Origin of the sequence: Agrobacterium sp. SORGH_AS_0745, from assembly GCF_030818995.1 — a bacterium.
Lineage (GTDB): Bacteria > Pseudomonadota > Alphaproteobacteria > Rhizobiales > Rhizobiaceae > Agrobacterium > Agrobacterium tumefaciens.
Map to the genome: position 1 here is coordinate 1,475,872 of NZ_JAUTBI010000003.1, position 14,059 is coordinate 1,489,930.

Genomic DNA, 14,059 nt, shown 5'->3' on the forward strand with positions numbered 1-14,059 from the left:
ACACGCATTCTCGAAGGAAGTGACGAAGAATACGCCGATTTCCTCAGCAAATAAGGGATGAGCTTGCGTATTTGTTGCACTGCCGATGCATTATTCTCTTAAGGGGAGATAATGCGGAAAAATATTCCGCTCTATCGTGGCCGTGGGCTTTCACGCGCTCAAAACGATGTCGGAGGCTTGAGGAGCGTTTGCGTTTGCTGACGCCGTTGCGTTCCCACGCCGTCACCCCGGACCAGATCCGGGGTCCATTGCGATCAAGTCCTTGATCGCGGCAGGCTTCTTTCACCATGCAGACGCGCCGTGGCTGGATGCCGGATCAAGTCCGGCGTGACAAAGGCGGGTTTACGCACTTTACCCGCAGATCAGACCCGTCCTTGTTTTCCTAACCGCAAATCCGGTCTATGACATCATATGCAGGTGATTCCCTTGCCAGATTTCGGGTGCAACGCTTTTACGCCAATGCGATCTAACGGATATCCGCTTCCATGACTGTGCGTTTTGTCCGGCCTTTTTCAGTTGCAGCCTATCTTTCCCGCTATCTCGGTATGGCGGCGCTGGCGCTTTTTCTTGTCGCCGCCGGCATCCACCGTTTCGGACCGTTGACAACGCCCGATCTCGTCGGCCTGCTGATGATTGCCGCTGGAATCGCTTTGGTGGCAATGCTTCTGGCGTTGGTTGGTCTTGAACGGCTATGGACCACGGGTGCGCGCGGCGGCCTTTCTGCGCTTGCCGCGCTGCTGTTGTCGGCGTTGCCGCTCGGCGTCGTCGGTTACGGCGCATTTCTGTACTGGCAGCAGCCGAAGATTTACGACATCTCCACCGATCTTGCCGATGCGCCGGAATGGCTGGTGCCGCCCGTTGCCAATCAGCAATGGCTGGCAAGACCGGCCACTGTTGCAAAAGCGGACCGGGACGCGCAGGCGGTGGCCTATGCGAGCCTTGCCGGACGCCGTTATGAAGGTGCGATAGACCGCATCTACACAGCCGCCAAAAAAATGGCCGCCGCCCAGAGCATCCGCATCACCCATACCAAAGGCGTCATTGGCACGGTGGAGCCGCCCTCCGTCGGCGTTCCCGAACAGGACAAGTCGCAGCCCACCGAGGAAGCGCCGGTAGAGGACCTGCCCTCCATCGTGCCGGTTCCCATGGCACGGCCGGTCGAGGCACCGCAGCCCACCTTCTTTAACGGCAGCGGCGTGGTGCTGATGCAGGGCGAAAAGCGCACGCGCATCTGGGGCCTGCGTTTCGACATCCTCATCCGCCTGAAAGAGGAGGCGGAAACCACGATCGTCGATGTGCGCGTTGCCTCCCGTTACGGCCCGCACGATCTCGGCATGGGTGCAGCAATCGCAGAAGCCTATCTCGATGCGCTGGACGCGGAAATGCAGGGCCTGAACGACAATTGAGGCTCAGTTTCCTTCTTCGTCATTCCGGCTCAATGCCGGAACGACGGGAAAATGCGACGGTGGTTGAAATGTTTGAACCGGATATGATGACGCCGATATGAGCGTTGCGCCCACACGCCAGCCTCACGCCGGAAAATATTCCCCCAGCAACGAAGGCGCACCCTCGGTCCGCACCTCGCCCTTTTCGATCAGGTCTTCGATATGGGCCAGTACGGAAAGTGCCGCAGCCCCATGCAGGCGTTTGTCGGTGCTGGCATAGATCACCTTCACCATATCGGCGATCCGCCGGTCGCCTTCCCGGATGCGCTTCAGAACCGCCCGTTCCCGCATGCGGCGGTGGGCGCGAAGCCCGCGCATGAAGGCTGCGGGATCGTTGACCGGGCCGCCATGGCCGGGCAGGAACAGGCGGTCGTCGCGGGCGAGCAGGCGCTCCAGCGAGGCCATGTAATCGCTCATCGACCCATCAGGCGGTGCGACGATGGTGGTGGCCCAGGCCATGACGTGATCGGCGGAAAAGACGATGCCGCTGCCATCAAGTGCGAAAGCGGCGTGGTTGGCGGTGTGCCCCGGCGTGTGCAGCGCCGTCAGCGCCCAGCCGTCGCCGGAAAGGCTCTGCCCGTCGCCAAGTGCCACATCCGGCACGAAAGCCGTATCGGAACTTTCGGCAAAGGGATTGGTCTCACCCACATGCAGTGGCCGGGCGGCGCGGTGCGGGCCTTCCGCAACCGTGATAGCGCCGGTCGCCTGCCGCAGCCGCTGCGCAAGCGGTGAGTGATCGCGATGTGTGTGGCTGACGAAGATATGGGTAACCTCGCGTCCATCAAGCGCCGCCATCAGCGCCTGAAAATGCGCCTCGTCCTCCGGGCCGGGATCGATGACGGCAACGGACCGGTCGCCGACGATATAGGAGTTGGTGCCATGGAAGGTAAACGCCGAAGGATTGTTGACGGTGATGCGCTGGATGAGCGGGGCAACGGGAACCGCCTCGCCATAGGCCGGCCTGAAATCGAGATCGAATGCCGGGTCCGCCATCAAGACCTCCTGAAATATGCCATGCCACGCAGAGCCGCAGCCTCAGCCGCGCAATCGCCAAGCCCTAACATGCCATGTCAGGCACGGCATCCAAAAAGCTTGGATTTTGTGAAAAAATAAGCCGTCAGGTCATTGCCGCGTCGGGCAGGCTTTGCTAATCAGGCCCGGTTCAGGCAGCGGCGTTTCGCCCAAGCTGCCCTGTTGGGGCGTCGCCAAGCGGTAAGGCACCGGTTTTTGGTACCGGCATTCCCAGGTTCGAATCCTGGCGCCCCAGCCATCACTTCCAAAATCAGAACAGCGTGCACAGGTGCCGGCGTGCATCTACCAGCCGAGCTATTTCGCTGCGATCCCGGATGTTGTGACGCGCGAAAACCTGTCCTCCGTCATCATCAGCTTTGACCCGAGGATCCACAAGCCGTTGAAATCCATGGATCCTCGCGAAGAGGCCAGGATGACGCGTGTGTGTTAAAGGCCTGCTTAAACAGAAACGCCGCGCATCCAAAGACACGCGGCGTCCAAACTTAAAATCGCGGCTAAGCCTTAGAGCGCGATATCCGGAACCTTCTTCACCGGCGCGCCAGCAGGTGCCGCTCCCGCGCCCTTCAGCGCGCCAAGATCGATCTGCGGCGGGGTCGGCAATTGCAGGTGTTCGGCCGTATAGGCCCATTCCTGCTGCACTTTTTCCGGGTCGTCATTGAGCTTGGTGCCGTAGCTCGGAACGATCTGGCGGATCTTGGCCTGCCATTCCGGTGTTGCCACCTTGTCCTTGAAGACCTTTTCCAGAACGCTCAGCATGATCGGTGCCGCCGTGGAGGCGCCAGGGGAGGCGCCGAGCAGACCGGCGATGCTGCCATCCTGCGCGGCGACGATTTCCGTGCCGAGCCTGAGTACACCGCCCTTTTCCTCGTCGCGCTTGATGATCTGCACGCGCTGGCCCGCCTGCCACAGGCGCCATTCGCCCTGCTTCGCGTTCGGGAAATATTCCTTCAACGCGGCAAAGCGGTCGTCGTCCGACATCATCAGCTGGCCGGCGAGATATTCCACCAGCGGATATTCATCGATGCCGACGCGCACCATCGGCCAGGCATTGCTTGTCGTGACGGAGGAGACGAGATCGAAATAGGAGCCTTCCTTCAGGAACTTGGTGGAGAAGGTGGCGAAAGGTCCAAACAGGATGACGCGCTTGCCACCAAGCACGCGGGTATCCAGGTGTGGAACCGACATGGGCGGCGAGCCGACCGAGGCCTTGCCGTAGGCCTTGGCCAGATGCTGCATCGTCACGTCAGGATTGTCGTTGATCAGGAACGAGCCACCAACCGGGAAACCGGCGTAATTGTCGCCTTCCGGAATACCGGACATCTGCAACAGATGCAGCGCACCGCCGCCGGCGCCGATGAACACGAATTTCGCATCCACGGTCTGCTCAGCATCGGTCTTCAGGTTGCTATAGGTCACGCGCCAGCTGCCATCGGCATTGCGCTGGATATCGGAAACCTCGCTGTTGACCTGCAGGTCGAAATTCCGGTCGCTTTGCAGATGCGAAACGAACTGGCGGGTGATCTCGCCGAATTCCATGTCGGTGCCGAGCGGCGACCAGGTCGCGCCGATCTTCTGGGAAGGATCGCGGCCTTCCATCATCAGCGGCACCCATTTCTTAAGCTGCTCGGGGTCGCTGGAATATTCCATGCCCGCAAAAAGCGGGCTTGCCTTCAGCGCCTCGTAGCGCTTTTCGAGATAGGCGATGTTCTCATCGCCCCAGACGAAGCTCATATGCGGCGTGTGGTTGATGAAGGAGCGCGGGTTCTTCAAAACGCCGTTACGCACCTGCCATGCCCAGAACTGCCGGGAAATCTGGAAGGATTCGTTGATGTTGACGGCTTGGCTGATCTTGATGTTGCCGTTGTCGTCTTCCGGCGTGTAGTTCAGCTCGGCAAGCGCGGAATGGCCGGTGCCGGCATTGTTCCAGCCGTTTGAGCTTTCAAGCGCCACGCCGTCCAGCCGCTCGAGCATCTGCATCGACCAGGTCGGCTCCAGTTCACGCAGCCACACGCCGAGCGTCGCGCTCATGATGCCGCCACCGATCAGAAGCACGTCGACCTTCTTGGTAGCCGTATTGGCGAGAAGCGAGGATGTCGGCAGCGCTGTCGCTGCAAGCCCTGCGAGCGCAGTGCTGAGAACCTGTCTGCGGTTCATTGGAAGCGCATGGGAGGGAAGCGCGTCTGAGGAAAGATCAGTGAGCTGGGATTTGTCTTGATCGATGGGAGTCACGGCCATACCTGATTCTTGTTTTGTGTTAAAAACACTCCTCCCAGCCGCCCCGTTACAGCAAAGCCGAAACAGGCACAACCCTGACTTATTCACTCCAGTTCAAGCGCTTTTGCGGGGATTTTGCCGGGACATAAGGTCGCATTGGCAGTTTTTGCCATTTTGCGGATTGTCATTTTTGTGGTCGCGAGGATTAGACGGTGCTTTCAAACGGTTGAAAGTGTCTCAAGCGCGAATATCGCGAACACGCCGTCAATTCGGCGTTTGCCGCGCTTGGCGGATCAGGTTGCGCTGGTCCGTGTGAAAAAATTCAGGAAAAATGACAATAATCGCAAAAAAGTGAAAAGGCCCGCCGGTTAGGGCAGGCCTTGGCTCGTTTCGTCTGCTGGACGAAAACTCAGTTTGCGGCGAGGAATTCCGCGCAATAGCTCGGGCCGTTGACGCCGGGGCGGTCGGAAACCGTGCGTACCGAAGTGATCGTGTAGTCGCTGGAGACGGTGAGCTGAACCGTGCAGGAGAGCGAGGCGGTGCGGGCGGGCGAAATCTGGCGACCCTTCTTGCCGTCCTTGCCTTCTTCGAACTTGGCCGGAATGGTGGCCTTCTTGTAACCGCCGCGCCAGTTATAGATGGTCGAGCTGCCGGTTTCCGTGTCGCTCAGCGGCGGGCCGAATTTTGCAAAGAAAATACCTGCGGACTGACCGACCCACCGCGTTTCAACGGGGCTCTTCTGGGTGAAGGAAGGGGCAGAGCCCGTCGATGTCGTGCAGGCGGAGAGCGCAATGGCGAGCCCTGCGAGCGTTACGCTGCGAAATAGCATGGTGAAATGTCCTTTGTGCCGTGTCCGGCTTCCCGCCGGTCATTACGTTCCCCTAGCAGATTTGGCGGCGACGGGCAGGGGAGCTGTGCCGCTTGACGAAAATTTCCTGCCACAATTGCTTTTTTGTAACGTTTTCCCACACGCCACTCGGTGCGGCAGGCACTTGGCGACCGCCCTTCGCAGCGCGTTGAAAACTTGTCACAAAAAATGCAATATGCCGCTTGTCGAATGCTGGAGGCTGGTCTATAGAAGCGCCGCTGGTCACGGAGTGTAGCGCAGTCTGGTAGCGCACGTCGTTCGGGACGACGGGGTCGGAGGTTCGAATCCTCTCACTCCGACCAGCTTAAGCCCAATATTTCCCGGGGCTTTCAAATGATCCCAACACTTCTGAATATCCTTGGATCAAGGCATCGTACCGAGACCTGACCGTTTAAAACCGGAGGGGTAAACGCATTCGGCGTCCGCGGCTGCAAATCACGACTTTGGTGATTGCACGGAATGTCAATTTCTCCTACTCGCCAACGGGAGAATGAGCAAAACGCAAACAAGAGCCGTCGGCCAGAAGTCGGTTAAACCATCCCAGGACCAATTCCAGAAGTAATAACCTTCCAGATGGGGAGGAGGCATTTCTACGGACACCTCGTAGTCCCGCTTTTCCCGACCATGAAAATGACCGGCGGCGAAGGCCAGACCGATTATCCACGCCACTCGCCAGCTAACGAGCAGGCGAAACAGAACGGCGACAATCGCCGCCATGATGACGGCCTCTAGAATGTGCCCCGCCCAATCCCAATGGTCTTGAATGTAGGTCCAGTCGATCATCGGTAGCGGTAATCACCGCGCCAGTCGCGACGATCACGCCAATCCCTCCGGTCGCGCCAGTCACGACGGTCATAGTCACGGTAGTGGCGATCGCGTTCATAGGTGCGGTAGTACACGCCAGTCGTATAATATCCGCCGCTACGGTAGCCTCGATCATCGACACAGCCGCTTAGGATGCCCACCGAAACCAGGCAGATCGCTGCAGTCAGAATTTTCATAATCTTCATCTCCCAATGACGGACACTAACGTGCGCTGAACCACGCAGTTCCATTGCTGAGAGAGTGAGGTGTCGGTCATTAACCGTGCCTGAACACAGCGCCATGACGCTGGCCATCTTCTGGGCTCTGCCAAGCGTCGAAAACTTGATGCGTTTGACGTTATCGACTGCGATGAAGCCGTCGTCAGCGCAGTCGCAGGGAACGCAACCGCGCCTCAACCGTTATCCCACCACAACAACGATGGAGGATAACATGCTAAAAGGTATTGCACTGTGGGCGATGGGTGTTCCGATTTTTGTGATCATCCTGCTTTACATGTTCGTGTTTTAAACGAGGCCTGATCCAAAGGCTTTCAAACAAAAAAGGCGACCGCTTGGGCGGTCGCCTTTTTGTTGTGCGTGCGTGTCTGTCAGTCCAGATCGCTGATCAGCCGTGAGGCTGTCGCGCCATCCGTGCGGCGGATGTCGATCTCGTCGCGGTGCTTGGCCAGCAGTTCGCTTGCCAGAAGCTTCTCGGCCAGATGGGCGGGCAGGGAGAGAATGACGCGGTCACCCTGTTCTTCTGTCGCGCCAACGCTGCGTTTGCCGGCAATCATGCCACCCGCCACCGTGTTGTTGGTGTCGGGGTCGATCAGGATGAAGGAGCCGGTTGCCCGGTTCTGCTCATAGGCATCGAAAATCGCCGTCTCGTCGAAGGAGAGCCGCACCTTGCCGATGGCGTTCATCGGCAGCGATGTCTCGTGCGCCTGCCATTCGCCTTCTTTCAGGTTGAGCTGGCTGACCGGCTGCACGCTGACGCGCTGGCGGCGGCTGCCGCTTTTCAGCCAGTAACGTTTGCCGGCCTCGATGCCACCTGGCTGCAACGCCACGATCTGCGCGTCGAAGGCAAGCCCTGTCTGCGGTTGTGCCTCGATGGACACGATCATGTCGCCGCGCGAGACGTCCACCTGACGGTCGAGAACGAGCGTGACCGCGTCACCAGCAACGGCGGCGTTACGCACCAGATCGAAAGTGACGATCTGCTTGACATTCGCGACCATGCCCGACGGCAGCACGACAACGCTGTCGCCCGGCTTGACCGAGCCGCCGGCAACCGTGCCCTGATAACCGCGGAAACTTTCGCCGGGGCGCGACACGCGCTGTACGGGGAAGCGGAAACCACCCGATTGCGCCGAGCGCACCGTGGCAAGCTCCAGCGTTTCGACCAGCGTCGGGCCTTCATACCAGGGCATGGAGGCCTTGCCTGATAGCACGACGTTTTCGCCCTTCAGCGCCGACATTGGAATGGCTGTGATCTGCTTGATGCCGAGGTCGGAGGCGAAATCGCGGAATTCGTGGGCGATCAGTTCAAAACCTGCCTTGTCGTAATTCGTCAGGTCGATCTTGTTGATGGCCAGCACGAATTGCCGGATGCCCATCAGCGCCGCGATGGTGGCGTGTCGGCGTGTCTGTTCCAGAATGCCGGTGCGCGCATCGACCAAAAGTACGGCGAGATCGGCCGTGGAAGCGCCGGTCGCCATGTTGCGGGTATATTGCTCATGGCCGGGCGTGTCGGCCACGATGAAGGCGCGCCGGTCGGTTGAGAAATAGCGATAAGCGACATCGATGGTGATGCCCTGTTCGCGCTCTGCCTGCAACCCGTCGAGCAGCAGCGCGAAATCTGGCAGGCCGAGATCGTTCTGCTTGCCGCTATCGCGATGCAGGGTAGCGGCCTGATCTTCCTTGACGGCCTTGGTGTCCCACAGGAGACGGCCGATCAGGGTCGATTTGCCATCATCCACGCTGCCGCAGGTGATGAGACGAAGCGGGCGCGTATCACGCGTCGCCTTCGAATGTTCTGCAAAGGGCAGAATGGTGGCCGTGGAGGCGGTGTTGGTAGCAGCGGCGGTCATCAGAAATAGCCCTCGCGCTTCTTCTTCTCCATCGAGCCGGACTGGTCTCGATCGATGGCGCGGCCCTGCCGCTCGGAAACGGTGGCGATTTCCAGCTCTGCGATGACCTCCTGAAGCGTCGCCGCCTCGGAGTGGATCGCGCCGGTCAGCGGGAAGCAGCCGAGCGTGCGGAAGCGGATCGAGCCGTGCTGGATCTCTTCGCCGGGCAGCAGCTCCAGCCGCTCGTCTTCGGCAAGGATCATCATGCCGTCACGCTCGATATAGGGGCGCTCGGCGGCGTAATAGAGCGGCACCAGCGGAATGTTTTCCGCCTCGATGTAACGCCAGATATCGACTTCGGTCCAGTTGGAGAGCGGGAAGGCGCGCACGCTTTCGCCCTTGCGGACCATGCCGTTATAGATGTTCCACAGCTCAGGGCGCTGGTTGCGCGGGTCCCACTTGTGGTCCGGCGTGCGGAAGGAATAGATGCGCTCCTTGGCGCGGCTTGCTTCCTCGTCGCGGCGCGCACCGCCGAAGGCGGCATCGAACTGACCGGCGTCCAGCGCCTGGCGCAGCGCTTCCGTCTTCATGATGTCGGTGTAGAGCGCCGAACCGTGGGTGAAGGGCGTCACGTTTTCGCTCGCGCCGCGCGGGTTTGTATAGGAGATGAGATCGAGGTCATATTCCTTGACGATCTTGTCGCGGAATTCGATCATTTCCTTGAATTTCCAGCCCGTATTGACGTGCAGCAGCGGGAATGGCACGCGGCCTGGGAAGAATGCCTTGCGCGCCAAATGCAGCAGCACGGACGAATCCTTGCCGATGGAATAGAGCATCACGGGATTGTCGAATTCGGCGGCGACTTCACGGAAGATATGAATGGCTTCGTTTTCAAGCGCCTTCAGATGCGGATCGAGCGGCGGCTTGGATGCGACAGTATTCTTGCTGTCCGTCTCGTGGACTGCGTTGGACATTTTAAACTCCGGAACTGGTCTGAATGATTATCGTTGTGGGATGGCGGAAATGGCGGACGTCTGGTCCGCACCGGCGACGTGAAGACCGCATTCGCGCTTCTCGTCGTTTTCCCACCACCATCGGCCGGCGCGCTCAGGCTCGCCGGGCTTGATAGCGCGTGTACACGGCTCGCAGCCGATGGAGGGGTAACCACGCGCATGCAACGGATTGACGGGAATGTTTTCAGAAGCGACATAGGCCTTGATCTGGTCGATGTCCCAGTCCGCCAAGGCATTGACCTTGATTAGATTACGCTCGGCGTCGAACTCGGCAAAAGGTGTGGTCGCACGATTGCCCGACTGGCCGCGGCGGAGCCCAGTGATCCAGAAGGTGGCACCTTCCAGCGCCTTGCCGAGCGGGATCAGCTTTCTGACATGACAGCAGGCGTGACGGGCCTCGATGCTTTCGTAAAAACCGTTGAGGCCGTATTTTTCGGCATAGGCGTCGATATCGTCCTGTTCGGGCCGAAAGCGACGGATGTCGATGCCGAAGCGTTCCTCGGTTTCCTCGATGAGATCGACGGTTTCCTTGAAGAGCCGGCCGGTTTCCAGCGTCACGACGTCGATCGGCAACCGGTGGGTGCCGATGGCCGCCGTGATGACCTGGTCCTCGATGCCGAGGCTGGTGGTGAAGACCGCACGGCCGCCAAGACCGGCGATAAAGGAAAGTCGTCCTGCAAGATCGAGCCCGGCAAGCGTGGCGTCGAGGGATGCGGTATCGGCAGAGGCATTTGCTGAATTGATCGTCATTGTCACGTCCGGGATTTCCATGGCCGATTATTGTTGAAATCGGGCTTCTGGAACAGAAATGACAGTCTTTGTGCGCTGCACTTCAGAGCAAAAATGCCTCACGCGCACGATCTATGAGCAAAAGATGCCCGTTCACCTTCTTTGCAGCTTGGATTTGAATTGTGACAACTTCTGCGCTAAGCCGGAATTGCCGGGTATCCGGGCTTGTGTTCTACTGGTTTCACGATGATTTCGCAGAAGGCAAAATATGCGCTGAGGGCGCTTCTTTCGCTGGCAAAGGCCGACGGCGGCTGTCCTGTGCAAATTTCCGATATTGCCCGCGAACAGGCCATTCCGAAAAAATTCCTTGAACAGATCCTTCTCGAAATGAAGAAGGAACGCATCGTCGAAAGCAGGCGCGGCAAGCAGGGCGGTTATTTGCTGGCGCGCCCGGCTGCCGATATCACCTTCGGCGAGGTGCTGCGCCTCATCGACGGGCCGCTCGCTCCCTTGCCCTGCCTGTCGCAGACCGCCTATCGCCGGTGCGAGGATTGCGATGGCGAAAAGCAGTGCGAGATACGCCACGTCTTCGCCCGCGTGGCCGACGCCACCCGCAATATCCTTTTCAACACCACCGTTGCGGATGCCGTTGCAGGCGTGGAAGTGCCCGAACTTTTGACGGCCTGACGAAAAAATCGTCTAAAACCCCTGAATATTTTTCGCCGTAACGCTAAAAAATCGTCAAAAATGTGAAACGGTTTTGCATTCAGCAAAGTTTTACACGACGCTTGTTGCGCCTTTCGCCTATGCTGCGCTGTATTTGTTGCCCGTGGAAACGCTCTCGGGAAACACTTTTTCGATCGTATTCGGCCTCATTGACCAACTCTACCGGTCCAGTAGAGTTAAGCCATCTTCATCAGGAGGGAATACCGATGTCCAAGCTTCTGTCCGGTTTGAGCGTTTTCGCTCTCGGTCTATCGCTGGCTCTGGGAGGTGTCGGCTCGGCTGCCGCGCAGACCAAGCTGCTTAACGTGTCCTATGATCCGACCCGCGAACTCTACAAGGATTTCAACGAAGCCTTCGCCAAGAAGTGGAAGGCCGATACCGGTGAGGATGTCACGATCCAGCAGTCGCATGGCGGCTCCGGCAAGCAGGCTCGCTCGGTCATCGACGGTCTGGAAGCCGATGTGGTGACGCTGGCGCTGCAGAGCGATATCGATGCCATCGTCCAGAATTCCGGCAAGATCAACAAGGATTGGCGCGGCCGCCTGCCGCATAATTCCTCGCCCTACACCTCCACCATCGTGTTCCTCGTCCGCAAGGGCAACCCGAAGGGCATCCATAACTGGGGCGATCTGGTAAAGGGCGACGTGCAGATCGTTACCCCGAACCCCAAGACCTCTGGTGGCGCACGCTGGAATTACCTTGCCGCCTGGGCATGGGCGAATGAAGAGTTCAAGGGCGATCAGGACAAGATCAAGGCCTATGTCGGCGAACTCTACAAGCGCGCTCCGGTGCTCGATACCGGTGCCCGCGGCTCCACGGTCACATTTGCGCAGCGCCAGATCGGCGACGTGCTGCTGGCCTGGGAAAACGAAGCCTATCTGGCCGGTCAGGAATTCGGCGCGGATGCCTTCGACATCATCGTGCCGCCGATCTCGATCCTCGCCGAGCCGCCGGTCGCCGTGGTTGACGCGAACGTCGACGCCAAGGGCACCCGCAAGGCGGCGGAAGCCTATCTGCAATATCTCTATTCCGACGAAGGTCAGAACATTGCGGCGAAGCACTTCTATCGTCCTTCGAACCCCGCAGTTGTTTCCAAGGATCTGCTGAAGCAGCTGCCCGACATCAAGCTCGTCACCATCGACGATCCGCAGTTTGGCGGTTGGGCCAAGGCGCAGCCTGAACATTTCGGTGACGGCGGCATCTTCGACCAGATTTACAAGCCCGCCAAGTAAGCGGATGATGGGCTGAAGACAAATCCGCCCACCCCGCTTAAGGGAACTTGAAAAACGACAAATCGATCGACCGGACACCGTGCCGGTCGATCCTTTATAACAAGGCCGGGGAACACCGGCTCCCAGAGAGCATTTCCAGGAAAAGTGGACCCCGGTTTTCTGTCCGGAAATGTGCCAAACTAAAGATTATCCGGAGCGTTGATGAGCAATAATACATCCGGAAACAGGTGGAAGTGGCGTCAATCGAGCGTGATACCCGGCTTCGGCCTGACGTTCGGTTACACGGTCGTCTATCTGTTTCTTATCATTCTTATTCCGCTCGGCGGCCTCATCTGGTCCACGGCGAAACTTGGTTTTGCAGATTTTATTGCGATCGCTGTCGATAGCCGTACGCTGAATGCGCTGCGCGTCAGTTTCGGCACCGCCTTCATCGCCGCACTGGTGAACGCTGTTTTTGGTGTCATCGTCGCCTGGGTTCTCACGCGGTATCGTTTTCCCGGCCGGCGTTTCGTTGATGCCATCGTGGATCTGCCCTTTGCCCTGCCGACGGCGGTTGCCGGCATCGCGCTCACCACGCTTTATGCCAATCGCGGCTGGGTCGGCTCGCTGTTCGAACCCTTCGGCATCAAGATCGCGTTTACGCCGACCGGTATCGTCATCGCGCTGATCTTCATCGGCCTGCCATTCGTGGTCCGCACCGTGCAGCCGGTCATGGAAGAAATAGACCGGCAGGTGGAGGAGGTGGCGGCAACGCTCGGCGCCAACCGTTTCCAGACCATCAGCCGGGTGCTGCTGCCAAGCCTCACGCCCGCCATCCTGACGGGCTTCGCACTCGCCTTCGCGCGCGGTATCGGAGAGTACGGCTCGGTCATCTTCATCGCCGGCAATATTCCTTACGTCTCGGAAATCGCACCGCTCCTCATCGTCATCCGGCTGGAGGAGTTCAATTATGCGGGCGCGACGGCCATCGCCACCATCATGCTGATCATTTCCTTCGCCATGCTGTTCCTCATCAATCTCATTCAGGCCTGGAGCCGCAAGAGGTACGGTTATGTCTGATGCTTCCCGCACCTCGTCCCGACCGTTCCGCGATCCCGCCAGCGAGAGCCTGCCTGCCCGGCTGGTGCTGATTGCCATTGCTTTCCTGTTCCTTGCGGCTTTCCTCGTGCTGCCGCTGGTATCGGTGTTCTTCGAGGCATTTCGCAAAGGCGCCGATGCCTTCTGGGAAGCGATCGTCGAGCCGGATGCTCTCTCTGCCATCCGTCTGACACTGCTTGTCGCCGCCATTTCGGTGCCGCTCAACCTTATCTTCGGTGTCGCCGCCGCCTGGGCGATTGCGAAATTCGAGTTCAAGGGCAAGGCATTCCTGATAACGCTGATCGACCTGCCGTTCTCGATCTCGCCGGTCATATCGGGTCTGGTCTATGTCATCCTGTTCTCTTCGCACAGCGTGCTCGGGCCATGGCTGAAGAGTTATGGCATCGAAATCCTCTTTGCTGTTCCGGGCATCGTGCTTGCCACCATCTTCGTCACCTTTCCCTTCGTCGCGCGTGAACTGATCCCGCTGATGCAGGAGCAAGGTAATGGCGATGAGGAGGCGGCGATCTCGCTTGGCGCAACCGGCTGGCAGACCTTCTGGTATGTCACGCTGCCGAATATCAAATGGGGACTGCTGTACGGGGTGCTGCTCTGCAACGCCCGCGCCATGGGCGAGTTCGGCGCCGTCTCTGTCGTATCAGGCCATATTCGCGGCGAGACCAACACCATGCCGCTGCATGTCGAGATACTCTATAATGAGTACAATATCGGCGCGGCCTTCGCGGTGGCGACGCTGCTGGCTGGTCTGGCGCTCGTGACGCTCGTTCTCAAAACCATTCTCGAAATACGCTTTGGCGCGGGCAACGCAGCCGGCAAGCATTGAAAGGCAT

At 59.1% G+C, this 14,059-nt stretch carries 14 protein-coding genes and 2 tRNA genes; 8 read left to right on the plus strand and 8 right to left on the minus strand.

Annotation, left to right across the window (positions count from 1 at the left end):
• The first annotated feature begins 485 nt into the window (after window positions 1-485).
• Window positions 486-1,406: a DUF1499 domain-containing protein gene (locus tag QE432_RS16865; RefSeq protein WP_013635638.1), complete on the plus strand. Its 921-nt coding sequence runs from the start codon at window positions 486-488 to the stop codon at window positions 1,404-1,406.
• Window positions 1,407-1,529: 123 nt separating this feature from the next.
• On the opposite strand, the gene QE432_RS16870 is transcribed toward QE432_RS16865, so the two are convergent.
• Window positions 1,530-2,438 (minus strand): MBL fold metallo-hydrolase, encoded by a 909-nt coding sequence (locus QE432_RS16870; RefSeq protein ID WP_003511851.1) that lies wholly within the window; start codon window positions 2,436-2,438, stop codon window positions 1,530-1,532.
• Window positions 2,439-2,640: 202 nt separating this feature from the next.
• Between QE432_RS16870 and QE432_RS16875 the strand changes: the two genes are divergently transcribed.
• Window positions 2,641-2,715 (plus strand) — tRNA-Gln (locus QE432_RS16875).
• A 263-nt stretch (window positions 2,716-2,978) separates the two neighbouring features.
• Here the strand turns inward: QE432_RS16875 and mqo are convergent.
• Window positions 2,979-4,712, minus strand: a complete 1,734-nt coding sequence (gene mqo / locus QE432_RS16880) for a malate dehydrogenase (quinone) (protein ID WP_306625024.1) — start codon at window positions 4,710-4,712, stop codon at window positions 2,979-2,981.
• A gap of 388 nt (window positions 4,713-5,100) precedes the next feature.
• Complete coding sequence (locus QE432_RS16885; RefSeq protein ID WP_003511854.1) at window positions 5,101-5,520, minus strand: hypothetical protein; 420 nt, start codon at window positions 5,518-5,520, stop codon at window positions 5,101-5,103.
• Window positions 5,521-5,784: 264 nt separating this feature from the next.
• Here QE432_RS16885 and QE432_RS16890 point away from each other — a divergent pair.
• A tRNA-Pro gene (locus QE432_RS16890) sits at window positions 5,785-5,861 on the plus strand.
• A gap of 160 nt (window positions 5,862-6,021) precedes the next feature.
• On the opposite strand, the gene QE432_RS16895 is transcribed toward QE432_RS16890, so the two are convergent.
• Entirely contained in the window at window positions 6,022-6,342 is a 321-nt protein-coding gene (locus QE432_RS16895; protein ID WP_306625026.1) for a hypothetical protein, read from the minus strand.
• Window positions 6,339-6,560, minus strand: coding sequence for a hypothetical protein (locus QE432_RS16900; RefSeq protein WP_003511857.1), 222 nt, complete (start codon window positions 6,558-6,560; stop codon window positions 6,339-6,341). The genes QE432_RS16895 and QE432_RS16900 overlap by 4 nt, the downstream gene beginning before the upstream one ends.
• Window positions 6,561-6,663: 103 nt before the next feature.
• Between QE432_RS16900 and QE432_RS16905 the strand changes: the two genes are divergently transcribed.
• Window positions 6,664-6,891 carry a hypothetical protein gene (locus tag QE432_RS16905; RefSeq protein ID WP_075807497.1) on the plus strand — a complete coding sequence of 76 codons (228 nt, stop codon included), beginning with the start codon at window positions 6,664-6,666 and terminating at the stop codon, window positions 6,889-6,891.
• Window positions 6,892-6,970: 79 nt separating this feature from the next.
• Here the strand turns inward: QE432_RS16905 and cysN are convergent, their stop codons facing one another.
• From cysN to QE432_RS16920, 3 genes are read right to left on the minus strand one after another with little or no spacing between them, the layout of a single operon-like run.
• Window positions 6,971-8,452 (minus strand): sulfate adenylyltransferase subunit CysN, encoded by a 1,482-nt coding sequence (gene cysN / locus QE432_RS16910; RefSeq protein WP_003511861.1) that lies wholly within the window; start codon window positions 8,450-8,452, stop codon window positions 6,971-6,973.
• Window positions 8,452-9,405, minus strand: a complete 954-nt coding sequence (gene cysD, locus QE432_RS16915; protein ID WP_003511863.1) for a sulfate adenylyltransferase subunit CysD — start codon at window positions 9,403-9,405, stop codon at window positions 8,452-8,454. Before cysD ends, cysN begins: the two co-directional genes overlap by 1 nt.
• Window positions 9,406-9,432: 27 nt before the next feature.
• Window positions 9,433-10,215 carry a phosphoadenylyl-sulfate reductase gene (locus QE432_RS16920; protein WP_013635643.1) on the minus strand — a complete coding sequence of 261 codons (783 nt, stop codon included), beginning with the start codon at window positions 10,213-10,215 and terminating at the stop codon, window positions 9,433-9,435.
• Between the two features lie 204 nt (window positions 10,216-10,419).
• Here QE432_RS16920 and QE432_RS16925 point away from each other — a divergent pair, with 204 nt between their 5' ends.
• The 4 genes from QE432_RS16925 to cysW all read left to right on the plus strand — a co-directional run bounded on the left by QE432_RS16925 (window position 10,420) and on the right by cysW (window position 14,052).
• The gene (locus QE432_RS16925) at window positions 10,420-10,860 is read left to right on the plus strand and encodes an RrF2 family transcriptional regulator (protein WP_025592702.1); all 441 of its coding nucleotides are present in this window, start codon (window positions 10,420-10,422) and stop codon (window positions 10,858-10,860) included.
• 245 nt (window positions 10,861-11,105) lie between these two features.
• A complete protein-coding gene (locus QE432_RS16930) occupies window positions 11,106-12,131 on the plus strand; it encodes a sulfate ABC transporter substrate-binding protein (RefSeq protein WP_003511869.1) in 1,026 nt (341 codons plus the stop codon).
• Window positions 12,132-12,332: 201 nt separating this feature from the next.
• Window positions 12,333-13,190: a sulfate ABC transporter permease subunit CysT gene (cysT, locus tag QE432_RS16935; RefSeq protein WP_025592705.1), complete on the plus strand. Its 858-nt coding sequence runs from the start codon at window positions 12,333-12,335 to the stop codon at window positions 13,188-13,190.
• Window positions 13,183-14,052, plus strand: coding sequence for a sulfate ABC transporter permease subunit CysW (cysW, locus tag QE432_RS16940; protein WP_003511871.1), 870 nt, complete (start codon window positions 13,183-13,185; stop codon window positions 14,050-14,052). Before cysT ends, cysW begins: the two co-directional genes overlap by 8 nt.
• The last annotated feature ends 7 nt before the right edge of the window (window positions 14,053-14,059 follow it).